Source organism: Saliterribacillus persicus, from assembly GCF_003337485.1.
Lineage (GTDB): Bacteria > Bacillota > Bacilli > Bacillales > Amphibacillaceae > Saliterribacillus > Saliterribacillus persicus.
Map to the genome: position 1 here is coordinate 20,694 of NZ_QPJJ01000013.1, position 26,237 is coordinate 46,930.

General features: G+C 34.4%; 30 protein-coding genes and 1 other annotated feature. Of the genes, 3 read left to right on the forward strand and 27 right to left on the reverse strand.

What is annotated here, in order from left to right; genetic code table 11:
* Positions 1 to 118 precede the first annotated feature (118 nt).
* The 11 genes from DFR57_RS14230 to DFR57_RS14280 all read right to left on the reverse strand — a co-directional run bounded on the left by DFR57_RS14230 (position 119) and on the right by DFR57_RS14280 (position 8,322).
* Positions 119 to 727: a transglutaminase-like domain-containing protein gene (locus DFR57_RS14230; RefSeq protein ID WP_114353884.1), complete on the reverse strand. Its 609-nt coding sequence runs from the start codon at positions 725 to 727 to the stop codon at positions 119 to 121.
* Positions 728 to 801: 74 nt separating this feature from the next.
* Positions 802 to 1,143: a hypothetical protein gene (locus DFR57_RS14235; protein WP_114353885.1), complete on the reverse strand. Its 342-nt coding sequence runs from the start codon at positions 1,141 to 1,143 to the stop codon at positions 802 to 804.
* 96 nt (positions 1,144 to 1,239) lie between these two features.
* The gene (locus DFR57_RS14240; protein WP_170132992.1) at positions 1,240 to 1,512 is read right to left on the reverse strand and encodes a YesK family protein; all 273 of its coding nucleotides are present in this window, start codon (positions 1,510 to 1,512) and stop codon (positions 1,240 to 1,242) included.
* A gap of 229 nt (positions 1,513 to 1,741) precedes the next feature.
* A complete protein-coding gene (locus tag DFR57_RS18300; RefSeq protein WP_170132993.1) occupies positions 1,742 to 1,906 on the reverse strand; it encodes a hypothetical protein in 165 nt (54 codons plus the stop codon).
* 117 nt (positions 1,907 to 2,023) lie between these two features.
* On the reverse strand, positions 2,024 to 2,536 hold the full coding sequence (locus tag DFR57_RS14245) for a D-glycero-alpha-D-manno-heptose-1,7-bisphosphate 7-phosphatase (RefSeq protein ID WP_114353887.1): 513 nt from the start codon (positions 2,534 to 2,536) through the stop codon (positions 2,024 to 2,026).
* Between the two features lie 72 nt (positions 2,537 to 2,608).
* Complete coding sequence (locus DFR57_RS14250) at positions 2,609 to 3,040, reverse strand: GNAT family N-acetyltransferase (RefSeq protein WP_114353888.1); 432 nt, start codon at positions 3,038 to 3,040, stop codon at positions 2,609 to 2,611.
* A gap of 440 nt (positions 3,041 to 3,480) precedes the next feature.
* Positions 3,481 to 3,939 (reverse strand): GNAT family N-acetyltransferase, encoded by a 459-nt coding sequence (locus DFR57_RS14260; protein WP_114353890.1) that lies wholly within the window; start codon positions 3,937 to 3,939, stop codon positions 3,481 to 3,483.
* A gap of 211 nt (positions 3,940 to 4,150) precedes the next feature.
* A complete protein-coding gene (locus tag DFR57_RS18305; protein WP_170132994.1) occupies positions 4,151 to 4,324 on the reverse strand; it encodes a hypothetical protein in 174 nt (57 codons plus the stop codon).
* A 356-nt stretch (positions 4,325 to 4,680) separates the two neighbouring features.
* Complete coding sequence (locus DFR57_RS14270) at positions 4,681 to 5,469, reverse strand: methyltransferase domain-containing protein (RefSeq protein WP_114353892.1); 789 nt, start codon at positions 5,467 to 5,469, stop codon at positions 4,681 to 4,683.
* A gap of 284 nt (positions 5,470 to 5,753) precedes the next feature.
* Positions 5,754 to 7,040 (reverse strand): adenylosuccinate synthase, encoded by a 1,287-nt coding sequence (locus tag DFR57_RS14275; protein ID WP_114353893.1) that lies wholly within the window; start codon positions 7,038 to 7,040, stop codon positions 5,754 to 5,756.
* A 541-nt stretch (positions 7,041 to 7,581) separates the two neighbouring features.
* On the reverse strand, positions 7,582 to 8,322 hold the full coding sequence (locus tag DFR57_RS14280; RefSeq protein WP_114353894.1) for an SDR family NAD(P)-dependent oxidoreductase: 741 nt from the start codon (positions 8,320 to 8,322) through the stop codon (positions 7,582 to 7,584).
* A gap of 125 nt (positions 8,323 to 8,447) precedes the next feature.
* Between DFR57_RS14280 and DFR57_RS14285 the strand changes: the two genes are divergently transcribed.
* Positions 8,448 to 9,290 carry a LysR family transcriptional regulator gene (locus DFR57_RS14285; protein ID WP_114353947.1) on the forward strand — a complete coding sequence of 281 codons (843 nt, stop codon included), beginning with the start codon at positions 8,448 to 8,450 and terminating at the stop codon, positions 9,288 to 9,290.
* 181 nt (positions 9,291 to 9,471) lie between these two features.
* Here the strand turns inward: DFR57_RS14285 and dnaB are convergent, their stop codons facing one another.
* The 4 genes from dnaB to DFR57_RS14305 are packed head-to-tail and all read right to left on the reverse strand — an operon-like array spanning position 9,472 to position 14,258.
* Positions 9,472 to 10,833 carry a replicative DNA helicase gene (gene dnaB, locus DFR57_RS14290; RefSeq protein WP_114353895.1) on the reverse strand — a complete coding sequence of 454 codons (1,362 nt, stop codon included), beginning with the start codon at positions 10,831 to 10,833 and terminating at the stop codon, positions 9,472 to 9,474.
* A gap of 34 nt (positions 10,834 to 10,867) precedes the next feature.
* Positions 10,868 to 11,314: a 50S ribosomal protein L9 gene (rplI, locus tag DFR57_RS14295; protein WP_114353896.1), complete on the reverse strand. Its 447-nt coding sequence runs from the start codon at positions 11,312 to 11,314 to the stop codon at positions 10,868 to 10,870.
* The gene (locus DFR57_RS14300) at positions 11,311 to 13,284 is read right to left on the reverse strand and encodes a DHH family phosphoesterase (RefSeq protein WP_114353897.1); all 1,974 of its coding nucleotides are present in this window, start codon (positions 13,282 to 13,284) and stop codon (positions 11,311 to 11,313) included. The genes rplI and DFR57_RS14300 overlap by 4 nt, the downstream gene beginning before the upstream one ends.
* A 32-nt stretch (positions 13,285 to 13,316) precedes the next feature.
* On the reverse strand, positions 13,317 to 14,258 hold the full coding sequence (locus tag DFR57_RS14305; RefSeq protein ID WP_114353898.1) for a YybS family protein: 942 nt from the start codon (positions 14,256 to 14,258) through the stop codon (positions 13,317 to 13,319).
* Positions 14,259 to 14,634: 376 nt separating this feature from the next.
* Here DFR57_RS14305 and DFR57_RS14310 point away from each other — a divergent pair, with 376 nt between their 5' ends.
* Positions 14,635 to 15,426 carry an HAD family hydrolase gene (locus DFR57_RS14310; protein ID WP_114353899.1) on the forward strand — a complete coding sequence of 264 codons (792 nt, stop codon included), beginning with the start codon at positions 14,635 to 14,637 and terminating at the stop codon, positions 15,424 to 15,426.
* Positions 15,427 to 15,474: 48 nt separating this feature from the next.
* Here DFR57_RS14310 and serA read toward each other — a convergent pair whose 3' ends face one another.
* Positions 15,475 to 17,061, reverse strand: a complete 1,587-nt coding sequence (gene serA / locus DFR57_RS14315; RefSeq protein WP_114353900.1) for a phosphoglycerate dehydrogenase — start codon at positions 17,059 to 17,061, stop codon at positions 15,475 to 15,477.
* Positions 17,062 to 17,193: 132 nt separating this feature from the next.
* Positions 17,194 to 17,414, reverse strand: a binding site (T-box leader).
* A 305-nt stretch (positions 17,415 to 17,719) separates the two neighbouring features.
* On the opposite strand from serA, the gene DFR57_RS14320 reads away from it, so the two are divergent.
* Positions 17,720 to 18,049, forward strand: a complete 330-nt coding sequence (locus tag DFR57_RS14320) for a hypothetical protein (RefSeq protein WP_114353901.1) — start codon at positions 17,720 to 17,722, stop codon at positions 18,047 to 18,049.
* Between the two features lie 160 nt (positions 18,050 to 18,209).
* Here the strand turns inward: DFR57_RS14320 and DFR57_RS14325 are convergent, their stop codons facing one another.
* From DFR57_RS14325 to DFR57_RS14375, 11 genes are all read right to left on the reverse strand, one after another.
* The gene (locus DFR57_RS14325; RefSeq protein ID WP_114353902.1) at positions 18,210 to 18,389 is read right to left on the reverse strand and encodes a hypothetical protein; all 180 of its coding nucleotides are present in this window, start codon (positions 18,387 to 18,389) and stop codon (positions 18,210 to 18,212) included.
* A gap of 273 nt (positions 18,390 to 18,662) precedes the next feature.
* The gene (rpsR, locus tag DFR57_RS14330; protein ID WP_114353903.1) at positions 18,663 to 18,893 is read right to left on the reverse strand and encodes a 30S ribosomal protein S18; all 231 of its coding nucleotides are present in this window, start codon (positions 18,891 to 18,893) and stop codon (positions 18,663 to 18,665) included.
* Between the two features lie 37 nt (positions 18,894 to 18,930).
* A complete protein-coding gene (ssb, locus tag DFR57_RS14335) occupies positions 18,931 to 19,431 on the reverse strand; it encodes a single-stranded DNA-binding protein (protein WP_114353904.1) in 501 nt (166 codons plus the stop codon).
* 12 nt (positions 19,432 to 19,443) lie between these two features.
* On the reverse strand, positions 19,444 to 19,734 hold the full coding sequence (gene rpsF / locus DFR57_RS14340; RefSeq protein ID WP_114353905.1) for a 30S ribosomal protein S6: 291 nt from the start codon (positions 19,732 to 19,734) through the stop codon (positions 19,444 to 19,446).
* Between the two features lie 137 nt (positions 19,735 to 19,871).
* Positions 19,872 to 20,972, reverse strand: coding sequence for a redox-regulated ATPase YchF (gene ychF / locus DFR57_RS14345; protein ID WP_114353906.1), 1,101 nt, complete (start codon positions 20,970 to 20,972; stop codon positions 19,872 to 19,874).
* A gap of 239 nt (positions 20,973 to 21,211) precedes the next feature.
* Positions 21,212 to 21,409 (reverse strand): DUF951 domain-containing protein, encoded by a 198-nt coding sequence (locus DFR57_RS14350; protein ID WP_114353907.1) that lies wholly within the window; start codon positions 21,407 to 21,409, stop codon positions 21,212 to 21,214.
* 96 nt (positions 21,410 to 21,505) lie between these two features.
* Positions 21,506 to 22,528: a YkvI family membrane protein gene (locus DFR57_RS14355; RefSeq protein WP_114353908.1), complete on the reverse strand. Its 1,023-nt coding sequence runs from the start codon at positions 22,526 to 22,528 to the stop codon at positions 21,506 to 21,508.
* Between the two features lie 316 nt (positions 22,529 to 22,844).
* On the reverse strand, positions 22,845 to 23,498 hold the full coding sequence (locus DFR57_RS14360) for a hypothetical protein (RefSeq protein WP_114353909.1): 654 nt from the start codon (positions 23,496 to 23,498) through the stop codon (positions 22,845 to 22,847).
* Between the two features lie 150 nt (positions 23,499 to 23,648).
* Positions 23,649 to 24,353 carry a DUF554 domain-containing protein gene (locus tag DFR57_RS14365; RefSeq protein WP_114353910.1) on the reverse strand — a complete coding sequence of 235 codons (705 nt, stop codon included), beginning with the start codon at positions 24,351 to 24,353 and terminating at the stop codon, positions 23,649 to 23,651.
* Positions 24,354 to 24,430: 77 nt separating this feature from the next.
* On the reverse strand, positions 24,431 to 25,267 hold the full coding sequence (locus DFR57_RS14370) for a ParB/RepB/Spo0J family partition protein (protein ID WP_114353911.1): 837 nt from the start codon (positions 25,265 to 25,267) through the stop codon (positions 24,431 to 24,433).
* On the reverse strand, positions 25,239 to 26,021 hold the full coding sequence (locus DFR57_RS14375) for a ParA family protein (RefSeq protein ID WP_114353912.1): 783 nt from the start codon (positions 26,019 to 26,021) through the stop codon (positions 25,239 to 25,241). The genes DFR57_RS14370 and DFR57_RS14375 overlap by 29 nt, the downstream gene beginning before the upstream one ends.
* Positions 26,022 to 26,237: the final 216 nt, after the last annotated feature.

Here is a 26,237-nt window from a genome sequence, read left to right on the forward strand (position 1 = left end):
TCCATTCATAAGGTTCTTCTCCACCCCGCCACTGACATAATATATTTACTCTTATGATAGAACGTCATAAGCTTTAAAAACTAGGGTACCAGCTCAACCCAAAAGAGCGTTACCGTATTTATATGTAGTCTGGTAAATGATGTTTATACATTTCTATCGCATCAGAATTTACCTGTAAGGTCTCTATCGTTTTATTATTTGGTGTTGTATAAATAAATGGATAGTCCTTTTCATCAAATTCTGGTTGAACGGTGAATGCTAATTTTTCTATTTCTGTAGAAAATTCTGCTTGAACTCCTGGTTTATTTCCTCGAGCATCTAACCGTATCCATTGATTTAACTGACTAATAAACACTCCGTTAAGCGCGTGAAGCGAATATCCCTTTTCAGGTGTATCAAAAATCATTAGTCGTTGATAACAAAAGCCCACGGGTATCCCTTGTAACCTTAATATCGCAGCTAATAAATTCGATTTAGCATAACATATTCCTTCTTTTACTTTAAGGACATCAGATGCTTTACAGGTAATTCGTGTTCCTTGAATATCCCACGAGTGAGAAATTTCGTCTCGCACAAATAAGAATGCTGTTTTAATCTGTTCAATCTCCGTCTGACCCTCATTAAATAATTCTTTGCTTAGCTCCTTAATGAACGGATGTGAAAAATCTATTATATCTGTTTCTACTAAATAGTCTTTTAGGTTTGAAGATTCAGGTATAAGGTTCATATAATACAGGGCCCCTTTTCCTTTTATTTGCATGAAAATTTTAGGTTGATCTAATTAATACTTTGTTTCTATTATTAAATCAAGAAATAAATTGCAACTGCAATAAGCACTGGTGCTAACGTACTTTTAATTTTATTTTTTCTCCACATAACCACCGTTATTGTAATCCCAGCTATAGTAATTAAGAAAATTCCAAGGAACTTAATGATATTTAGGGTCAGTAGATTTCCAAAAGAAGCGAAAAAATGACCTATTACAAGTAAGCCGATAGTGAAAATAAATTGTGCCGATTTAAAATCTTTCTTTGCAGAGTTCCTATCATCTATATCCATTTTTAAATAACCTCTAACAACCATAAAAGTTGGTATTCCCCACATAATAAGAAAAGAAACCAATGAATCAGTATCTATATTCAAATTAAGCCCTCCTACCTAACTCACTCTTCAACTATTGCATCCTTTCAATAAGAAATGGCAAACCTTTATTAGAAGAAACACATCTTACTTTTAAATTCAATTTGGCCGAGAAAAGCTAATCAAACTGGAAATCAAGCCACCGATAATTGCACCTATAAGAATAGAAAGGCCAATAAACCCCACTCCCATTCCAGCCCATCCACCAACAATAAAACTGATGACAATGGTTACTATACTTAATGAAAGCAGACCAACAAACACTATACCAACATACTTGTCATATTTATTTCTTTTCAATAGCATCGAGGTAATAGCGTATAATACGATAACCCCCAAGGAAATATAAACGAAAAATTCAAAACCCTCCAAATTTTTCATTCTCCTTTCAACTTAAAATTACAATATCTCAACTTTTCTTTGAACATAATGGAAAAGTCTTCTTTTGCACACCTGCTTTGTTAATTTAAGTAGTACGTTTCACACATTTATTTTAACATAAAATTCCAATGATTTTTTAGGCACAAAAATAAGATCGGCGTTATCGACGATCCCTTGTTTAAGTCTTGCTTCCGTTGGTGGAATAACCCATTTCCTATATTTATTCAGTCTTATCTTTTTTTAATAACCCTATAATAGTAATAAAAAAACCAATTACTAAGATAAAGACCTCTTTATCTCCATTTAATATTCCTTCGACTTCAGTTATATATAAGGCTACTATCATTATCGCAATACCAAGCAACATAATTTTTGTAGAACGCATTTTCTTTCCCCATTTCTTTTTCAAGAAATCTTTCCTTTAACAGAATAGGAGCTCTTGCATCGACAACTTCTTATCTAATATTTGCTCTCATTACTTTAACTACAATAGTTCGCAAAGTCAGATGTATTGTACCAATTCACTTATATTTTTTAATTGGACTATATTATCATCTTCGTAACCTGCTCCAACTCCAATACCAAATCCTTTTATTTTCATTCTTATGGCTAATTCAATATCAACCGCTGAATCCCCAATCATAAACGATTCTTTTAATTTTATATTTGGATATTTCTCTATTGCTTGTTGTATCATTCCATTTCGAGGTTTCATACATTGACAACCCTCATTTTTTGCATGAGGGCAATAAAAGACATCAAGCACATCAATGTCATGAATTTTCAGTTCTCTAATTATTTGATCACTAATATTATGGTATTGCTCTAATGTGATGTATCCCTCATTAATAATATATTGATTAGTAACAATAATTACTTTATACCCTTTGCTTATTACTTCTTTTAAAGTGTTAATGGCTCCATCTATAAACACTGGATGCATTATTGAAGTCCACTCATGGTCTGGATAATCCTCTATAATGGTGCCATCTCTATCAAAAAATGCAACCTTCATAATACCCGCCCCATTTAGGTCTGATTTTTTCTAATTACCTATTAGACAAACTTATTTAACAAACGCTATCCTTTAAATAAGACTCTTACCGAATCCGGTACTTTTAGCTGTATATCCCATACTTGTATAGAAATGATGTGCAACCTCTCTCTCTTTACGATTTCCACTGTTTAAAGCTATTGCAATAGCACCTTGTTTTTTTGCCCAACTTTCCACTTCTTGTATTAGTTTTTCACCTATCCCTTTTCTTCGATAGTTTGTGTTTACAACAAAAGCAACAATTTGAACATATGAACCATCATATTCATAAAACAAACCCGTACATAAACCTGCCATGCCAACAATTTTTCCATCCATCTCCGTCACTAGTGTATGATAGCTTGGATTTGCAGTAATAGTATTAAACCTCATTTTAAACTTATCGATTGAAGTTGGATAACCAAGTTGTTCCATTAATGAAACCAAGTCAGGGACATCATTTATTGTAGCTTCTCTAATATCCATCATTATCCTCCAATGTCATAATGACTCATTATTCCTCTATGTGAATTAAAATTGCTTCTTTCAAGAAATCTGCTGCGCTAGAACTTATTTAAGATAAGCACCCATTTGTTAAAATAGATTAAAATTACTTGGTATTTTCATTATTTATTTTTATATTCCTTATAATACTATGAATGACCAGTCCTATTAGAAAGATAAATAGGAATGTAAATACTATTCCATAGCCTATTTTCTGATTAGTATAGTTTCGGTAAGCATATAGTGCCATCGAAATAGAACTTATTATTAAAGCCAATATTATTAACGGATGGGTTTTAACTTTCCCCAAGAAAAAGCTCCCCCTTTCATCTTTCACTATCATGTTGTTCAATAGTAAAATCTACTTTTTACTGTTTTCTTTACCCGCATCCCCTAACATTCCATACCTTCAAAAATGTGACTTATAGTGTTTTTTCCATTTTTATATTAGTTTCTCTATATCCTAACTTTTCATATAAGTATCGTGCTACTTTGTTGTGACCAAATACATGAAGACCTATACTATTCATTCCATTTTCTTTGGCAAAGATTTCAATTTCCTGCATAGCCTTTTTACCGTATCCTTTGCATTGGCTTTCTTCCCAAATATTAATATCATAAATAAATCCTTTTGCATCTGTTCTTTCTGCTATCCAAATAACACCAACTTCTTTATCTCCATAACGAATCGTAAACAGGTTATGATTTTCTGTATTTTGTCCTTCAGGCAACAATTTTTCATATTCTTTTTTTGCATTACTTATTGCCTCATGCGGCTCCCAATTTCCAGACTTAATTTGCTCGTCTGCAAAGTTCTTAATTGCAAAACTTAGATATTGTTGAAATTCATTCGCACTCATTTCCTCTAACCTCACAGTCATTTTTCTATCTCTCCCCCATTAATTTCTATTTTTTGTTACACTAACCTGCTCGTTAACACAATAGGAGCTGGAGCATCTTAAACTCCATATTTAATATTTGCTTCCGTTAGCGTTCAATTTTTTTTATTTAGCTTGTTAAAGTTTAATGTTGCTATTAGTAATAAAACGGACCCCCATAATAAGAATGTTCCGTTTTATAATATTGTCCTATTTAATAATTGAATTTTTGAAAAAGATATACGATTAGAGCTAATGTTAACAAGGAACCTGCAGATGTTAAAGTAATTATTTTTCGGTTACTCTGATTTTTTTCAGGTTTAAAAAACTCTTGAATTGCAACAAACCATATTGCAGAAGTTATTAAAGCAATAATTCCGATATACATATTAGCATCTCCTTTCTTATAGTTAGTAAATTTTAAAACAACTCTAAACAAATAAATGCACTTTCACGTATTAAAATTAACAACCTCTGATTAGAATAGGAGATTTTCAAGAAAAAAACGCCATATATCAAAGCACCCCAACGTACAATAAATAACTCCATCATTACAAATCCATAGCAAAAACTTTTACCTATAGAAAATAAATCTGAGAACTTCAACAAAATAAGCATACCGCTTCCTACCATAATTTTACTACTAACTTTTTTCATTTCATAGTCAAATAAAAAAGTGCCTCATTATCAAGGCACCCATTCAAACAAATGGATCATTAGAATCCATTATTATATTGCTTCTTATCATACATTTTTTTGAGCAACAATACTGACAGCTCCTAGATATTTGCTGTATTTTCTAAATATACTTTTCATATCTAATACTCTGGCTCTTGCCTTTGGCGTAGATAGAATATTGTATCCTAGTTTTAGTGTGCCCTTTACACCTTCATCTTCTATTAATCTTTGAATATTCAATAAATGCATTGGTGCAGTTTCTACTTTTAGGATACTGAAATCATTCTGTTCAAGAATTTCTTTCCATTCACTAATAGTTAAAGGCCGTGCGTTTACACGAATAACTGAAGATAAATCTTTCTGAATTTCCTTTTTCATATCCTCTGATATATTATCAGGAATTAAACACATTTCATGAATGCCATATTTCCCACCAGGTTCTAGTATTCTATGGGACTCACCAATTATTTTATTCTTAAGTTTATTTGATTGCATGGTTAACATTGCTTCACCATAAACAATCGTAGTTGATTGATTTTCCAACCCGGTTTCTTCAGAATTTGCAACGGAACACTTTTGATTAACTCCATTTAAATACAAACCGACCCTTCTAGCAGCTTCTGGATCTTGTTCAATTCCAGTATAGGCAAAAGGATTATTTTCTAAGGCTAATCGTGCTGTTATGCCTAATCCAGGTGCAAATTCAGCAACTTTATCTCTATCTGTAATATGAAGATTTGTTATCATTTTTTTTGAAAGTTCAATCCCACCTGGTCTAAGTACAGTTTTTCCCATTCTTGCTAATACCCAATGACCTGGCATCTTCTCATAATCGTTATCCTTTAATTGCAACATTTGAGATTCCTCCTCAATTTATGTCCCTTATAAAGAAGATATCGATAATGATAATCATTGTCAATTGGTTTCGGGAAAGTTAATGGTTATTATTATTAATATTTGATTTTTTGCCATATTTATTGATAATTTAATTCAAAAATATTTACGCCGCTTCCTACCATAATATTTCTACTATTTTTTTCATTTCATACTCAAAATAAAAAAAGTAGTCCAATGAAGGATGCAAAGAATAATTTCTTTACTCCAACATTGAACTACTTATTATTGTAGTCTAATGTCTTTTAGCTGTATACACTTCTTACAACATTTGTTTGCGTACGATCAGGTCCTACAGAAAAAATAGAAAGTGGGATACCCGTTAATTGTGAAATACGCTCTAAATAATGTCTTGCATTCTCAGGAAGTTCATGTAGACTTTCTACACCTGTAATGTCTTCCTTCCAGCCTGGTAGCTCTTCATAAATCGGCTCACAGTCTGCAAGTACTTTTAGGCTTGCTGGGAATTCTTCCATGATTTCACCTTTGTACCTGTATGCTGTACAAATTCTTAAGTTTTCTATTCCCGTTAGAACATCGATGGAATTAAGGGATAGATCCGTAATACCACTTACTCTACGTGCATGGCGCACAACTACACTGTCAAACCAACCTACACGGCGTGGTCTTCCTGTTGTTGTACCATATTCATTTCCTACTTCACGAATTTTATCGCCTACCTCGTCATGAAGTTCAGTAGGGAACGGCCCGTCACCAACACGTGTTGTATAGGCTTTAGAAACCCCGACAACATGGTCAATTTTAGAAGGTCCAACACCAGAACCAATTGTAACTCCACCAGCAATTGGATTCGAAGATGTAACAAATGGATAAGTCCCTTGATCGATATCAAGCATAACCCCTTGTGCACCTTCAAAAAGAATACGTCTACCATCATCTAATGCGTCATTTAATACCACAGATGTATCTGCAACATATTTCTTTAATTGCTGACCATACTCATAATACTCTTCTAAAATATCTTCTACTTGAACAAGCTCTGTTTCATAAACTTTTTTAAATAGACGATTTTTTTCTTTCAAATTACTTTCTAATTTTTCTTGAAATGCTTCTTTATCTAGTAAATCTGCAATACGGATACCAACACGAGCTGCTTTATCCATATAAGCAGGGCCGATTCCTTTTTTCGTTGTACCGATTTTGTTAATGCCTTTTTCTTCTTCTTGTAAAATATCTAGTTTTAAGTGATAAGGAAGGATAACATGCGCACGATTACTAATGCGTAAATTATCTGTGCTTACTCCTTTATCATGTAAGTATTTAATTTCTTCCATCAATGCTTTAGGATCAATTACCATTCCATTTCCTAACACACATACTTTATCATCAAAAAAGATCCCTGATGGAATCAAGTGTAATTTATATGTAATACCATCAAATTTTATCGTGTGTCCTGCATTGTTACCACCTTGATAACGTGCAACTACTTCTGCGTTCTGGGACAAGAAATCTGTAATTTTACCTTTACCTTCGTCTCCCCACTGGGTTCCTACTACTACTACTGAAGACATTCACGGCACCTCCGCCAATTGAATTTTAATCACAACAAACTAATTTTACCAAGTCAAAGAGCGATTGTCAAACTAAATTACGAACGATAAAATAGCTTAATGTTTAATCGTTCGTGTTTATTCTTATCAGTTGGAAAGGTGACAATAATCTGTTCCTTTAATAAAGCCTCCAGTAGCAGAGACAAATTTTTGGGACTGAATAGATTTGTAGATCATTATTTCGTACAGTGTAAATAACTTAATTTTCCCTCTTATTTACTGAAATTAACATCCAGAAATCATTATCCATACTGCTGCATAAGTCATCTCTAGTTTTACTTCATATGCTTGCCCTCTAGAAATCAGAATGAATGTACCTTTCCACCATTGTTCTTATCTGTTGCTAAGATCGGTGGCAAACCACCCGATGAAGGTTAAACAGAGTATCCTCACCTAAACTCCGCTAAGTGTTCAAGGTTAGGATCTTTTTATTTTAGGAATTTAACTTAGAATATATAACGGTAATATGGCATGTCAAATAAGAGAGCATTTAACATGATGTTTAGAGAGTTTGACCATTATCGATGGTAAAAACTTGGCCAGTGACAGATTCTTGAGTCAGTTGAAAAAGAATAGCTTCTGCAATATCATTAGGTGTTGATATTCTCTTAAGTGGTAAATTGCCTGCAAGTTGATACATCTTTTGTTTATTATCAGACCACCACCTAGTATCAACTGCGCCGGGAGATATACAATTCACTCTAACATAGGGTGCTAATGCGAGAGCTAACGACTTTGTCATTGTGTGAATTGCTGATTTAGTTGCTGCATATGGGATAGAAGAGCCTAGTCCAGTCATGCCTGCTACGCTACCTATATTAACAATTACACCCGCTTGTTGCTTTTTCATATAAGGAACAACAGCTTTTACGCAATGAAACATCCCTTTCACATTTACACTAAAAAGGGAATCCCACACATCCTCTGTTACTGCATCTAAGTCATCCATAGCTATTTGAGCTGTAATACTCGCATTATTTACTAAACCATCGATCTTCCCAAATGTTGTAACAGTCTTGGATACCATATTAATAACATCGTTTTCCTTCGCTACATCTGCTTTATAAATAAATGCCGTTCCTCCTTGCTGACTAATTTTTTCGACAACATCGATAGCTTCTTTTTCCGATCGGCTATAATTAATAACAACTTTTGCACCTGTATCGGCTAATTTCAATGCTGTTTCCCTTCCAACGCCCGTACCACCGCCAGTTATTATAACTACTTTATCTCTTAATTCCACTCTAAATCATCCTCACTCTGTTTGATTTAATATGTTCTATTATACTTTTATAAATAAAGCCAGTATAATACTGAATAATGAAGGTGGTATCATTTAAAATGATACCAAAGAGAGGATTGTTATTCTTGGAAAGTCATGATTTGTGGATTTTTAAACATGTTGCAGAACTGAAATCAGTATCTAAAGCCGCTGAAAAATTGGGCTATGTACAACCTAATGTAAGTCAGCGAATTAAGAGTTTGGAAGATGAACTAGGAGTCAGATTATTTATACGTAATAATAGAGGAGTAACATTGACTGATGAAGGGCTCGTTCTATTAGAATATACAAATCAAATTATTCAATTAATGGATGAAGCCAAGTCAGTAGTTAAGCCAAAAAAATGGAGAGAATCTTTGACACTTGGTGCATCCCAAACAATTTCTGCTGTTAGAATTCCTCAACTATTTTCTTCTTTTTTTAAGGAGCACAAAAATATTGATGTAAAAGTTAGAACACATGATACGCAAAAGTTACAAGAAATGCTTTCCTATGGAGAACTTGATGGTATATTTGCATATGGCACATTTAATTCTTCACAATTCGAATCTGTTTATAGTTATTTCGAAAAAATAGTACTCATCTCACCTAAAAAAATTAAATTTGAAAAGCAATATGAACAAACGTTGATTGTTAATAGTAATCCAAATTGTATATATAGAAATAAAACATTAGGTTTGTCCAAAGAGAATAAATTTCTTGATTCGACTATCATGGAGTTTGATTCACTAGAATCTATCTTGCAAGCAGTTCATGATGGACTTGGTATCAGTATAATTCCAGCAGACGTTGCAAAAAGTAGAAAAGAAACACAATCAATACAATATAAAGAACTATCAGAAACAATCAAGATAGATTTTATAATCAAACGAAAAAAACAGCATCCGAAAAGTCTAACAAAATTTATTCGTTTTTTAGCCCTTCAGTAGTACTTGAAGAGATTTAAAGGTTCACTATTGGCACTTAAACAACAGTTAAAGAAGTTGGTTGTTAAAAACACTCCAACAAAAAATGACTCCTGTACAAAACAGGAATCATTTTTTAGATGTAGTGTAGTTTTTTTAAAACGTCCTTTTCAAAGGATACTATACTTTTTATTTTCCAATAACCTTAACCTGGTGGAATGTCTGAATCTTGATAGCGATGATCCAAATCCACGAATTTATTATATTCTTTTACAAAGGCTAATTCGACCGTCCCGACTGGACCGTTACGTTGCTTAGCTAGAATAATTTCAATAATATTTTGTTTCTCTGACTCCTGATCATAGTAATCATCACGGTATAAGAACCCAACTATATCCGCATCTTGCTCAATACTTCCTGATTCACGTAAGTCAGACATCATCGGGCGTTTATCCTGTCTCGATTCTACCCCACGCGATAGCTGAGATAACGCAATCAGAGGTACATTAAGCTCTCTTGCCAACCCTTTTAATGAACGGGAAATTTCAGATACTTCCTGTTGTCTATTCTCTTTCGAATTGACACTACCTTGGATAAGCTGTAAGTAATCAATCAAAATCATACCTAGCCCGTGCTCTTGCTTTAACCTTCTACATTTGGAACGAATCTCACTAACTCTAATTCCTGGAGTATCATCAATATATATTCCCGCATTTGATAAGCTACCCATCGCTAGCGATAATTTATTCCAATCATCTTCTTCTAAAGAACCGGTTCTTAGTCTTTGTGCATCGATATTTCCTTCCGCACAAAGCATACGTGAAACCAATTGCTCTGCACCCATCTCTAAGCTGAAGATAGCGACATTTTCCGTTGTTTTAATCGCAACATTTTGCGCAATATTCAAGGCAAAAGCTGTCTTACCAACAGACGGTCTTGCGGCAACAATGATTAGATCATTTCGTTGGAAGCCAGAAGTAATTCGGTCTAAATCGCGAAATCCTGAAGCAATACCAGTAATATCAGCATTACTCGTATGTAGTGTTTCAATGCTATCATAAACTTCCATTAAAACATCTTTAATATTTTTAAAAGCAGATGCGTTTTTACGATTCGAAACCTCTAAAATCCGCTTCTCCGCTTCATTTAATACTTCTTCTACTTCATCTTCCTTTGAAAAACTATCCGTTACAATTTCTGTCGCTGATCGGATTAAACGGCGTAACAAGGCTTTCTCTTCTACTATTTTGCAATAATAAACGATGTTAGCTGCGGTTGGAACCGCATTTGCTAGATCACTAAGATAGCTAACGCCACCGATTTCATCCAAAATTTTAGCATTCGATAGATTAGTTGTCACCGTAATTAAATCAATTGGTTCGCCTTTATCAGCGAGCTGCATCATCACACGAAAAATACGTTGATGACTACCACGATAAAAATCTTCTGGTATAAGTACCTCAGAAGCACTCGATAATGCGTCAGGCTCTAAAAAGATAGCCCCAAGCACCGCTTGTTCTGCTTCTATATTATGTGGTGGGGTACGATCATTAAATGCCTCACTCATCGAATCTTCTCCTCTCACGCTTACAGCAACCTGCTTATACTTCTACGACGTGTACTTTTATTGTTCCTGTAACTTCCGGATGGATCTTAACAGGGACATTGGTATACCCAAGACTGCGAATTGGCTGATCTAGCTCTATCTTACGTTTGTCCATTTTAATATCATGGCTTTTTTTCAATTCTTCCGCAATTTGCTTACTGGTAATAGAACCAAATAAACGTCCATTATCCCCAGATTTTGCAGTTAATTTCACTTCTATTTTATCTAACGTTTCTTTTAATTTTTTGGCTTCATTTACTTCTTCTTCTTCTAATTTTTGCTCTTTATTTTGCTTTGCTTTTAATGCTTTTAAGTTACCTGGAGTAGCTTCAATACCTTTATTGTGTTTGAATAAGAAGTTTCTTGCATACCCGTCTGGTACATTTTTCACTTCACCTTTTTTACCTTTTCCTTTTACATCTTCCGTTAGAATTACCTTCATTCTGGATCTCCTCCTTCAAAATATTCTTCTAATATCTCTTTTAACCAATCATGTGCTTCTTCTACAGATACATCTTCTAGTTGCGTAGCGGCATTGGTTAAGTGTCCGCCTCCACTCATTTTTTCCATAATGATCTGTACATTTACTTCTCCTAAGGATCTAGCACTTATCCCAATTCTTCCATCAGCTCGATTGGAAATAACAAACGAAGCTTCTATTCCACTCATTGTTAATAAGGTATCAGCAGCCTGTGCAATAACCACTGGGCCATAGGTTTGACCGTTTTCACCAAGCGAAATGGCCACATGACCTCTATAAATATTCGTATTTTCAATTAGACGACTGCGTTTTACATAGATGTCTAAATCCTCTTTTAAAAACTTTTGAACCATGACAGTATCGGCACCCTTTGACCTTAGATAAGAGGCTGCGTCAAAGGTTCGTGATCCCGTTCGCAGGGTAAAGCTTTTGGTATCAACAATAATACCCGCTAAGAGTGCGGTCGACTCTAGCATGCTTAGTGATAAATTCGATGGCTGATACTCCAATAACTCTGTTACTAGTTCAGCAGTAGACGAAGCATACGGCTCCATATAAACCAAGGTAGCGTGCTCAATAAATTCTTCCCCACGGCGGTGATGGTCAATGACTACGACATGATCCGTTTTTTGAATAAGCTTCTCTTCTTGGACCAGTGCAGGCTTATGCGTATCAACAATCACTAATAAGGTATTCTTTGTCGCAATATCAAGCGCACCTTCAGGGTCTATAAAGTGAGACCATAACTGATCGATATCCTTAATTTCTTCTACTAGTCGTTGTACACCCGTATCAATATCATTCTCATCAATAACAAGATAGCTCTCTACATCATTTGCCTGCGCGATTTTCAGGACACCGATAGCAGAACCGATCGAATCCATGTCTGGTGCTTTATGTCCCATAATGATAACTTGGTCACTTGCTTTCACTAGTTCTTTTAATGCGTGGGAAATAACACGCGCTCTTACTCGTGTTCGTTTCTCCATTGGGTTCGTTTTTCCGCCATAAAAGCGAACCTTTCCTTCTTGGTCTTTGATAACAACCTGGTCCCCACCTCGACCTAGCGCTAAATCTAAACTCGATTGCGTTAATTCACCTAGTTCAGGTAAAGATTCACTTCCAACACCAATCCCGATACTTAAGGTTAATGGTACATTTTTGTCAGATATTAATTCCCTTACTTCATCTAAAATTTCAAATTTTGATTTTTCTAATTCCTCGAGAATTTGTTTATTCATCACAGCTAAAAATCGTTCCTGTGACGTTCGCTTTAAGTAAATACCTAGCAAAGTAGACCATTCATTTAAAATGGAGGTCACTCTTGAGTTGATTTGACTTTTTGCAGTATCATCCATGTTTTGAGTGATTTCATCATAATTATCAAGAAAAATCGTACCAAGAACCGTTTGCTCATTTTTATAACGATTTTGAATTTGCACTTGTTTCGTTCGGTCAAAGAGATAGAGCAGTCTTTCATCCTTTTTGTTTAATACCTGGAAATCGTACTGTTCGATTTTAAGGGTAAAAGAGTCCTGCTTATCCTTCATATTTGAAATCAGATTAGGAGATAAAAAAGCTAGCTGTTCCCCTACAATTGTTTCATCCTCTGTAAATTGACTCATATATGGATTTGCCCATTCAATGGTGAAATCCTCGCTGTATAGAACAATCCCAATAGGCATTTCTAGTAATGCTTCTGATCCTACCTTTTTGACGCGATAGGACAACGTAGAAATATATTCTTCTGTTCTGTCGACTAATTGCTTTTCCTTATGGATACTATAATATAAAGAAATCGCAAAAAGTACACTCATGATTATTCCTGTTATCCAATGATAATAGAAAATAAAAATAAGTAATAAAAAACTCAACAGATAGATTCCTATTAAATGACTGCCCATTTTCGGCTTTGTTATAAATTGCGGCATTGCTCTCAGCTCCTAATTTAAATCCGCACGAGTTACTTCTGTACAATCTTTTTCAGTGCAAATCCTAAATCAATTATACCTAAGATTCGCATGAAATATATACCCCCTATAGGAAAAAGAACAAGAAATACAATACTAATAATTGGTAAGGCAAGCGACTTTTCCTTTACATGCACGTAGTGGAAAATAAAAGAAAGTCCCTGAAGGATCAGTAATACGCCCGCTAAATGTGAAATGTTTATCGTTGCTAAATATAAATAAGAGGAGGTGTCCTCTGCGTTTATCCAAGAAATAATAATGGTGAAAAAATAGATCCACAAAATTATTTTCGGTAAATTGTATGTGCGAAACGGCGGAAAAGTTAATTTTTCCTCACGCTGTTTGTTCAAAATTTTATACGTTATCCATTGGCTAAGGAATGCAATTGTCATTGCAAAGACAACGATGATTACTGGTAGTATATTCAATATACCCATCATTTGATCTTGTAATAATTCAAAATCCTCTGCACCTAACTGATTAAGACCAAATGATTCAAACATATCTCGTGTCATGGTTAATGACTCATTAACGGTGCGTTCGTAGGCATCACGAATCGAAACACCTAATACACCTTCGACAAATAAATAAATTGCTACAATACCAACTACCGCGCCTACTGTTCCCTGCGCCCATGTCTCATATGCGCGGTAATCATTACGAATAGCTAAGCCTAGCATCAATCCTGTTACTACCGCAAATATAGTAAGTGGCATTGTTACAGCTGTTGCCAACCACAAGGTAATAAATATTAAAATCATGCTGGCAACACTCACTACCTTCCAATCATGCTTTACCACATATAAAATAAATGGAATCGGCATAATAAAAAAGGTGACTATTTCTGCCCCCGGAATGAAAATGGTAAGCAGTAAAAGGAAAATATAGCTACCAGTATAAAGAAATGAATCTTTTACAACGCTTTGTTTCTTCAAAGTTGTTAACCCCCATTAGTACATCTTTTCTCTATCACTTACATCTGTATGAAAAAGCACAGCTCTATAGTCTGCTGTGCTTTTTACGCAAAACATGTATTTTTTTAAGCTGATCCACGCTCGTGTATTCGAAAATCATGATTCACCGCTACTTTTCAATAGAAAAATGCTTCATTTTCGTCTAACTTTTTTTCATCCGCTCAGTCTGCTCCTCAATTATTCTCTTATTATAAACGATTGCCCCAAGCATTGACAAATAGTTCTGCTTTTAGCCGGTAGCTAATGTCTTCACTTGATTGCTTTATTGCCTGAGGTGTTCATCCCATCCTTTTTAATTTATAATAAGGAAAGAAAAATATATTTAGGGGGCAAATCAATGATACATACGCTGTTTTTTGATTTAGACGACACAATACTATGGGATAAAAAAAGTGTAAAAGAGGCATTTAGGAAAACCTGTGCCTTAGCACAAGAAAAATATGACGTTGATCCTGAAATTTTAGAAACGGAAGTACGTAAGGCGGCTCAAGAATTATATGCAAGCTATGAAACCTATGCATTCACGAAAATGATCGGTATTAACCCTTTTGAAGGATTATGGGGGAACTTTTTAGACGATCAGGATGATTTTAGAAAAATGGCGAGCATTGTTCCTACCTACCGAAAGGATTCGTGGGTCGCTGGTTTAAGGGCTTTAAAAATCCAGGATGAAGCATTTGGAGCATATTTAGCCGAAGAATTTCCCCGGTTACGTAAAGAAAGTCCTTTTGTTTATGAAGGAACCTTTCCTATTCTTGAAAAATTACAAAAGCACTATAAGCTTTTATTGTTAACAAACGGTTCACCTGATTTGCAGCAAACCAAATTAACCATCACACCTGAAATCACAGACTATTTTGATCATGTTATCATTTCCGGCGCTTTTGGAAAAGGAAAGCCTGCCCCTGAAATTTTTGAGCATGCCCTAGAGACAGCTGGTGTAAATAAGGATGAGGTTCTGATGATTGGCGATAATTTGATGACAGATATTCTTGGAGCAAATCGAACTGGAATTAAAAATGTATGGATCAATCGCGAGGACAATACAGCAACAGATGTACAACCTACCTATGAAATAACACACTTAGATGAATTATTTCCTTTATTAGAAAAATTGAATAAAGCTTAAAAGAAAGAAAGGGTGCAACTCATTTTAGTGAGTTGCACCCTTTTTCTCTTATAATTCGATTACTGTTACCCCGTGAATTTCTTCTAGGTCACGTAATAGGTTTAAATCTTCATCTTCTACATGTTTATCAACTGTAAGTATCATGATAGCTTCTCCACCTACGTCAGAACGTCCTACCTGCATTGCTGCAATATTGATATTCTTTTCAGCTAAAGAGCTACCTACTTTACCAATAACTCCTGGTTGGTCCGTATGATTAACAAAAATCATGTGTCCATCAGGAATAACATCCACGCTATAATTATCAACTTGTACAATACGCGGTCCAAGTCCATTTAATAAAGTACCTGCTACTGTTCTAGTAGAAGATTTCGTTTTAACTTCAACTTTTAGTAAATTAGTGAAGCCTTTTGTTTGAGAAGACTTATGTTCATTTACTTCAATTCCACGTTTTTCAGCTAAGTAAGATGCGTTGACGTCATTTACGTGATCACCTAAGTGACGTTTTAATAAACCTTTAACTGTATTTCTTGTTAATGGTCCAACTTCAAATTCTGTTAACTCACCAGAATAAGATACATTGATTTCTTCAATAACTCCTTCACACACATGCGTTAAGAAGGTACCAAGTTTTTCAGAAAGATTAAAATATGGTTCAATTTTATTTAATATTTCTTTTGGTACAGAAGGTAAGTTTACAGGGTTTCTTGCTACACCCTCTGTTAAGTAACGAACCACATCATGACTTACATCAATTGCTACATTTTCCTGTGCTTCTACCGTGCTAGCACCTAAGTGCGGAGTTGCAATCACTTCAGGAAGATCTAACAAGCAATGGTCTGTAGCTGGTTCTTCTTCAAACACATCTAAAGCTGCCCCTGCTACCTTACCATCTTTAATTGCATCATATAATGCATCCTCATCGATAATTCCACCACGAGCACAGTTTATGATTTGTACGCCATCCTTCATTTTATCGAATGCCGCTTTATTAATCATATGCTTCGTTTCTTTTAATAATGGCGTATGAACTGTAATAAAGTCTGCTACTTTGATTACATCTTCAACCGTACCATAATCAATACCTAGCTTTTCAGCACGATCCTTCGTTAGGAATGGATCATAACCGATTACTTTCATTCGTTGTCCTTTAGCACGCATAGCCACTTCTACACCAATACGTCCCATTCCAATAACACCAAGTGTCTTTCCTTTTAACTCTACCCCTACGTGCGTTTTACGATCCCATTTCTTATTCTTAAGGGATAGGAATGCTTGTGGGATGTTTCTTGCTAAAGACATTAGCATTGCAACAGTATGCTCAGCTGCAGAATTCGTATTACCGTCAGGTGCGTTTACTACTATTACCCCATACTCGGTAGCGGCGCTTAAATCTATATTATCTACACCTACACCCGCACGTCCGATAATTTTTAAATTTTTAGCTTGGCTAATAATATCACGTGTCACCTTTGTTTGACTTCTCACAAGTAAAGCGTCGTAGCTACCAATTTTTTCAGCTAACTCATCTGCTGAAAGATCTGTTTGTACATCAACTTCAATACCCTCTGCTGCACGTAATGGTTGAATACCGTCTTCACTAAGTGGATCACTAATTAGTACTTTATAAGTCATTTTTGTACCTCCTAATGGAATATATTTTGTATGCATAATACGGTGAAGCCTTTTTCATTTCTTCATGGTAAACGAAAGCTTGAGATAATTTACCAAAATAAAAAAACTTCCCACCCCCTACTTGTAGAATTGGTAAGGGGCGAAAAGTTGAACTTACGCGGTACCACCCTTTTTTGTTGCAGGACGCAACCTTCATTGGCATCTTTTATAACGACTTTTCGCCGAACAGACCTACTCTTTTTTCAATCTGCCTACTCCGAAGGGCTACTCTAACTTATGCATACTGGTTTACACCAACCACCAGCTCTCTACAATGCGCTAACGCTAGAATCTGTCTTCATCCTCGTATTTATTTTTTTAAGAATTTTGAATTTTCATTTATCATAGCAGAATTAGAGATATTGTCAATATATATTACAAAAGATTTTCTTTTGTAAGCGTTTTTTATTTAAAATTGAAGAGAAAATATGATATTTTTGTGATTTTTTAGCTCGAAACACGAACATTATTCTTATTTTTATACATAATAGTCGGTTATTTTAGAAATCCTACTAGCTTATTATAGAATGATCACATGAAAAAAGAAGGAATGAAGCTTTTTGTGCCGAAAGTTATAGTATATAAAGATATACCTTCTGGTAGCTGAGGAGTGATTCTAATGCGCATATATTTAGTTGTATTGTTTTTGGGATTTATTATTATTTCATATCAACAGTTTACCATGGCTAACCCAGTTACTTCTATATTAGGTCTAATTGGTGCAGGTATGATATTACTTTCGTTGTGGGGTATTTTAAAGAGAAAAACATTATTCTTACAAATTGGCATACTCTTCTTTGGCATTTATACGCTATATGCCTTAAGTGTAATGACGTGGATGATATACTCCAAAGAAGCAGTAGTCTCTATTGTTTTTATCCTTGTGCTCTGTGGTTTAAATATTGTGGCAATACTAAAAATGTTTCGTTTTAAAAATGAAATAAATTAACTAGAATTGAATTTTTGCTGAGAATATCTATAGGCGAGTTAGTCTTTTTAATACGGGTAGATAGCAACCTAATCTAGCATGTGTTGTTGGTTATAATATGTTTCTTTATATTCGGATAATCGTTGGTGATGCTTTTACTTATCTGTTTTAGAGTTTTCATCTAATACCTTTTCTTGTTGCCAATCTTTTTTTCTTCTTCCTCTTCTTCTAGCCTCTCCTCTTCTTTCTCTGCAATTACTTTTTGAAAATCATTATAAACAGTAAATCCAAAAATGAATAATATAATAGCTAGAGCTGTTAATAAAACGCCTACTGTCCAATAATAATATTTAATATGCAAATAAACACCTCTCTTAACGCATCTTCATAGCAATAATTAATTTACAAAATATTCCACACATTTATCCTATGAAATAATTTGAAACATCATTCCTACTAGTTAAGCAGAGGTGAATTTCTTTTTTGCCTATTAAAACCTTATTATATCTGCTTTTCTATTACTTTTATTTAAATCGAAAGTTTTTCATAATGTATCCAAGTATTCATAATTATTTATACAATGAAAAAAGGCATGATAGGTGTTATCCTATCATGCCCTTCTTATTTATAATGCTTATTCAGACACGTACGGCAATAAAGCCATTTGACGTGCACGTTTGATTGCTCTAGTTAATTTACGTTGGTATTTTGCAGAAGTTCCTGTTACACGACGAGGAAGAATCTTCCCACGTTCTGAAACGAAACGTCTAAGCAAATCTACATCTTTATAATCGATGTGTGTGATACCATTCGCAGTAAAATAACACACCTTACGACGCTTTGCGCGTCCACGACGAGCTGCCATTTAAATACCCTCCTTTACTATATATTTTAAATTATCATTAAAACGGCAAGTCATCATCCGAGATGTCAATTGGTTCGCCGCTATCTTTAAATGGATCTTGGTTATTGTTGTTATTTGAATTGTTTTGATTTTGATTCTGTGATGGATTTTGTTGGTTCTGATTAGGATTATTATATCCTTGAGATCCTTGTCCACCTGATTGACCTCCAGAAGTCGCACCTTTTGTCTCTAAGAACTGCACAGAGTCAGCCACGATTTCTGTTATAAAAACTCGATTTCCTTCTTGGTTATCAAAGCTTCTTGTTTGTACACGGCCATCCACACCAACCATACTACCTTTTTTCATGTAGTTAGCCAGGTTTTCAGCAGGGCGACGCCAAACAACACAATTGATGAAATCTGCTTCTCTTTCTCCTTGTTGATTAGAAAAAGGTCGGTTTACAGCTAGAGTAAAATTAGCAACTGCTACGCCACTTGGTGTATAGCGTAAATCTGGATCTTTCGTTAACCTGCCGACTAACACGACACGATTCAACATCAGAACCACTCCTTATTGGTCATCTTCACGTATAGCAATGTGACGAATAATATCGTCAGAGAACTTTGCTTGACGATCAAATTCATTAATAGCTTTTTCGTCACCTTTGAAATTGATTAATACATAGTATCCATCACGGTAGTCATTGATTTCATAAGCAAGACGTTTCTTACCTTTTTCATCAACTTTCACGATTTCCGCACCATTATCAGATAGGTAAGCATTAAAACGCTCTACTAAAGCAGTTTGTGCATCCTCTTCAATGTCTGGGCGGATGATGTACATAATTTCGTAGTTTCTCATCCGGTTACACCTCCTTTTGGACTTAACGGCTCTATTTTTTTAATAGAGCAAGGAGTAATAGTTTTATTACTCACAATGTGTTATTATATCAAATTTAAAATTATAATGCAAATATACTTTTACTTCGAATGATCCTTTTACACATTAAAGCGGAAATGCATTACATCGCCGTCTTTCACCAAGTATTCTTTACCTTCTAGCCTTACTCTTCCTTTTTCCTTAGCCGCTACCATAGTACCAGCTTCAGCTAAGTCATCATAAGATACCGTCTCTGCACGGATGAAGCCTTTTTCAAAATCTGTATGAATAATTCCTGCTGCTTGTGGTGCTTTGATTCCTTTTTTAAAGGTCCAAGCTCTTACTTCTTGTTCTCCTGCTGTAAAGTAAGTAGCAAGTCCAAGTAAGTGATACGTAGCTTTTATTAATTGGTCTAATCCTGATTCAGGAATACCCAACTCTTCTAGGAACATTTCCTTCTCTTCCCCATCTAACTCTGCAATCTCAGATTCCACTTTAGCACTTATAACAATTACTTCTGCTTCATCTGTCGCTGCAAATTCTCTTACTTTCTGAACATTAGGGTTTTCTTCCGCATCTAATAATTCATCTTCCCCTACATTTGCTACATATAAAACTGCCTTATTCGTTAGCAAGTGAAGGCCTTTCACTAGCTTTTGTTGATCATCAGTAAATTCTATTGCTCTAGCTGGTATTTCTTCTTCAAAGGATTCCTGCAATTTCACTAATACATCATATTCAGCTACTGCGTCCTTATCTCTTTGTCTCGCCAGCTTCTCTACTCGTGCCAATCGTTTTGTTACCGTTTCTAAGTCAGCTAAAATTAATTCTAAGTTAATTGTTTCAATATCAGATATGGGATCTACTTGTCCAGAAACATGTGTGATGTTTTCATCAACAAAGCAACGAACCACATGACAAATAGCATCTACTTGACGAATATGAGATAAAAACTGATTTCCTAGTCCTTCTCCCTTACTTGCCCCTTTTACAATACCTGCTATATCTGTAAATTCAAAGGCTGTCGGTATTGTTTTCTTCGGTTTCACCAATTCTGTTAATTTATCTAACCTAGCATCTGGTACTTCTACAATTCCCACGTTGGGATCAATTGTACAAAATGGATAATTAGCAGATTCTGCACCTGCTTGTGTAATTGCGTTAAATAAGGTTGACTTACCCACGTTAGGTAACCCAACAATTCCTGCTGTTAATGCCATAAAAACTTTCACTCCTTAAGGATACCGTCCATATGAACGTTTCGTTATTATTATAGTTATACGTAACATACTTTACAAGTCGAGATAAATCTATAATAGAAGGGGGTTTGATGTAATGATTGAATTTTCCTCTATAAGAAACCTTGTTACCCCACATTTTTTTAAGCAAAAAAATAAATTTGTTCCACGTGAAACAAATTTATAATCATTTTAACATGACTATTATCTATCCATTCCAATTATGCACCAGCCTTAACTAATACACGTTTCATCTTTTGCTCAAATCGTTTCCTCGGTAACATAACACTATGGCCACAACCCTCGCATTTAATTCGTATATCCATTCCCATGCGGATGATCTTCCATCTGTTTTCTCCACAGGGATGTTGTTTTTTCATCTCAACTACATCGTTTAATTCAAATTCTTTATCAGCCATGTCATCACCTCCACCACTTCTATTCATAAATAATAAATTGATTCGCTTTACTATTAATAGTATATGAAAAGTTAACAGAAAGCACAATGAATTCCTCTATACTTTTTTTTCAATTTTAGTAATGAATGGATTTAATATTAGAGCTGATAGCAAATATAAATTAAGCATACCATAAAGAGGATAGATGTATTTAATAAGCGTAGAAAAACCTATAGATACTAATGGAAGCATAAGGCAGGATAAAATGATAGTTATTTTCCATAAGGGTAAATGAATAAATTGTTTCAATCTCGAAACTAGTCCTAAGGTGCTTGCAATCGCCGTAGTAAAGATGGCACACCATAACAATATCGAAATAACGATATAAAGACTGAATGGGTAATCTTTTAAGATTGCAAATAGCGGAATCTCATATACCAGGATCTCTTCTTTAATTTGAATTAAGCTATTGTTATAAATAAAGGAAATCGCACCTAGTATAACGCTACTGCCTACTGCAGCGATCCATATCTCTTGTTTTGTCTTAATATTATTACCAACCGCACCTATTACAGCAATTATTGATAACATATTTAATGCAGTAAATGTGAATGCAGCCTTCCAATTACTCTGATAGGCTAAATCCGTTACAAAAGATAAATCGTTTCTTAAGGTGAAATCAATTAGAACAATGAGTAATCCAGTAAGCAATAAAGGTAAGATAAAACTATTTATTACCAATACACCTTCAATATCATAAGTAAATACTAGAATTAAGGCAGTAATGATAATCATAATCCCAAGCCAATATGGAAGGTAAAATGCCTCAAAGGTAGCTCCACTGCCTGCAAACATAATAGAAGTTGTTGAAAATAAATAAAAAATGATCATGGCATCATATATTTTTGCAATTTTTCTTCCAACTAATGTTTCTAATAATGGAAAGTAATGTTCTGTATGTAGGTTTCTGCTTATCGACATTGCTACATAGATTGCGATCATTAACAATAGCGTGAATATAAAGATTGCTAGTCCACTTTCCGGTCCGAAAAATTGCCAAAGTTCTCTACCCGACGCATATCCTGCTCCTATCATGGTACCTACGATCAAAAATATCCATTTCAGTCCATTCCTCCACATTGCTTCTCCCCCAATATCTATCGATAACATGTAATACAAGCCTATTGATTAATAGATGTTTATGACTTTAGATGGACTTGTATGCTAATTTGGGGATTTTGAGGAGAAAAATAAGCTGCTTATCTTTTAGCTATATCTATATAAAAGAGCTATTCAAGTATTAATATAAACTTGAATAACTCTTGTAATGTTTATGCTCTATGAAAATTTAATAATCGTATTAGTAGAATAAATATAACTTTCAATTATATTAGAGTAATTTCTCATTATTGTCTCTTTCAACTAAGATTATACTTTTGTTAAATTAATTTAAAAGTTACCAATCAATATACCTAACTTCATCCATTCCAAACAGTTTATCTGCAATTAGATTGCCATCCTTATCTAAAGCCCTTATTGTCCATGTTTCCTCAGAGTACTCATTGAGAACAAAAAAGGCATGATTAATAGTCACCTCTTCAATATGATAACTATCGGAGTATTTTTTAACTGTTTCCAAATTAAAGTGGTATTTGTCTGTTGGCGTTAAATTTCTTAGATGATTACCAACTACAATGTATTTTATATCTGAATTAGTAATTCTTACGCCAATCATAAACCCATCTTCTTCATTACTTCCATAACCAGCAACTTGAAAGGGTTTGTTTCTTTCAACAGCATACTTAGAAGTACCGCCCGAGTAATGATATAAAAATCCAAGGTTGCGTTTTACTTTTGCTAATCCAAATGTATTATCGTTTACATTTTCGTATAATATTGCTTTACCGTAATTTGTATTTATATCTTCTATGACACTAGAACCGATAGGTAATGCACTGGATGCAGTAAAGCGAAAGCCGGTTAGAAATAAAATTCCTATGATTATTATTAAAATTACAACAAGGAATTTCCAGGGCTTCCTTCTTTTAATAGTTACATATAGAACAATTCCAATCAAAGCTATTGCTAAGAAAACCAATAAAATATTCATAAAACTTGCTTTAAATCCCCCTTTAAAAGTGGTTATATTATTTTTTTGAATACCTCACTATTAGCTTAATAGGAACAATTTTTATATTGTTACAATTAAAACATGACAGTATTATCCTTAATAACAAACTTTTTAAAAGCCAAGATGAGATTAAAATATAAAGGTATAGATGCTCCAAAATAAAAATAAGGTCAAAATACTAGGTAGTAGGTTTGCAATTCTAATTTTAGTTATTTGCAAAATATTAAGCCCAATGGCGATAATAAGTAAACCACCTGTTGCTGTTAATTCCGTTATAAAAAGTTCCATTGCGCTTTGTGGAATCCATTGGTTAATATAGGCTGCTCCTAATGCTATGGAGCCTTGATATAACACCACTGGAATCACGGAGAATATTACCCCAAATCCTAACGTACTCGTTAAAATAAGAGCCATAAAACCATCTAGAAAAGCTTTTGTTATTAAAACCTCATGGTCATTTCTTAGTCCACTATCGAGAGCGCCAATCACTGCCATAGCTCCAATTACGAAGATCAATGTAGCTGTGATAAATCCTTGTGCGATATTTCCTTGGTTTTTAATACTAACCTTGCTTTCAATCCAATGTCCTATAGCATTTAATTTTTCCTCTAGTTGCATGCTTTCACCAATCACTGCTCCTGATAATACACTTAGGAGGATTAATACAATATTGGATCCTTCTAGAGCCATCTGTATACCTAATAGCAATACGACTAAGCCTATTCCAAATAAAACTGTTTCTTTCATTCGCTCCGGGATATTTCTAAACAATAATCCGATGGCTACACCTACAATAATTAACGCTCCATTAACGAGCGTTCCTAATAATGCCATATACTCACTCCAATAGCTTTCATCCATAGAAAAGGTCTGATCATATACAAACACGTATGTATGATCAGACCTATCATTTATTCAAGGATTTCAAGGATGCGATTTAGATCTTCATCTGAGAGAAATTCGATCTCTATTTTTCCTTTACGCTTTCCTTTATGAATCTTAACGCTTGTTCCAAAATAATCGCGTAATTCATTTTCTTTTTCTACGATGAACACATCTTTTTTTACTGCTTTTTTCTTTTCTTCTTGTTTTTTATCATTGATTTGCTGGATAAGCTGCTCTACTTGTCTAACATTTAAACTTTCATCTCTAATTCGCTTGATAACTGCAGTAAGCTTTGTCTTATCTTTTAAGCCTAATAATGCTCTCCCCTGCCCCATAGATAATTCTCCATTATTTATATAGGCAATTACTTCTTTAGGTAAACTTAGTAATCGGACAATATTGGCGATATGCGATCTACTTTTACCTAATCTTGCAGATAATTGTTCTTGTGTGATGGAGAGTTCCTTCATTAATCTTTCATAAGCATAGGCTTCTTCAATAGGAGTTAAATCTTCACGTTGAAGGTTTTCTAATAGAGCAACTTCCATCATTTTTTCATCGGTTAAGTCTTTAATTATAGCTGGAACTTTTTTAAGACCTGCTTCTTTTGCTGCTCTAAATCTTCTCTCACCTATAACAATCTCATAGCCTTTAATACTTTTCCTTACAATTAAAGGTTGAAGAATGCCATATTCAAGGATAGAGTCCTTTAGTTCTTCAATCGCATCCGCATCAAATACTTTTCTAGGCTGATAGGGATTTGGTCTACACTCTTTTACTTCAACTTCTTGGATTTTTTGCTCATCATTTTCATCTAATTCTGGAAAGAAGGCGTTAATTCCTTTCCCCAACCCTTTCGCCATTGGCAATCACTTCCTTTGCTAAGTCAAGATATACTTCTGCACCTCTTGATTTTGGATCATACGTGATAATAGGTTGTCCATGACTCGGAGCTTCACTAAGCCTCACATTCCTTGGTATAACCGATTTATATACTTTATCTCTAAAATATTTTTTCACTTCTTCAATTACTTGAATTCCTAAATTAGTACGTGCATCAAGCATGGTTAAAAGAACTCCTTCAATCATAAGCTCTGTGTTTAAATGCTTTTGTACTAATCGTATTGTGTTTAATAGTTGACTCAAACCTTCTAATGCATAATATTCACACTGCACAGGGATTAATACCGTATCAGCTGCTGTTAGAGCATTTATCGTTAGTAACCCAAGTGAAGGAGGACAATCAATTAGAATGTAGTCATAGTTGTTTTTTACACTGCTTATCGCTTTACTTAATCTGACTTCTCTTGAAATAGTAGAAACTAATTCAATTTCAGCACCTGCTAATTGAATTGTGGCAGGTATAATGTCCAGATTATTCACATCCGTATGTACGATAACATCAGTTGCGTCAGCATCATCAACTAATACATTGTAGATACACTGATCCATATCTGCTTTATTAATTCCTAACCCACTCGTCGCATTTCCTTGAGGATCAATATCGATCATTAATACTTTTTTATCTAAATATGCTAAACAAGCACTCAAGTTAACCGATGATGTGGTTTTGCCGACGCCTCCCTTTTGGTTTGCAACGGCTATTATTTTTCCCATGATGTCACCTACCTCTAAGTCTCTTTGTCTATCATTTTATCATGTTATTTTCTATTAGAACGAAATATTTTTCTATTGATCTTAAAATGATTAAATAGTTCGATAATGTCTATGCTATATTGACTGTTTCTTCTATATATCTATTAATATTATTGAATTTCATCATAAAACGCTCATACTTTTATAAAAGTATAAGCGTTCTCCAACCTATACTGA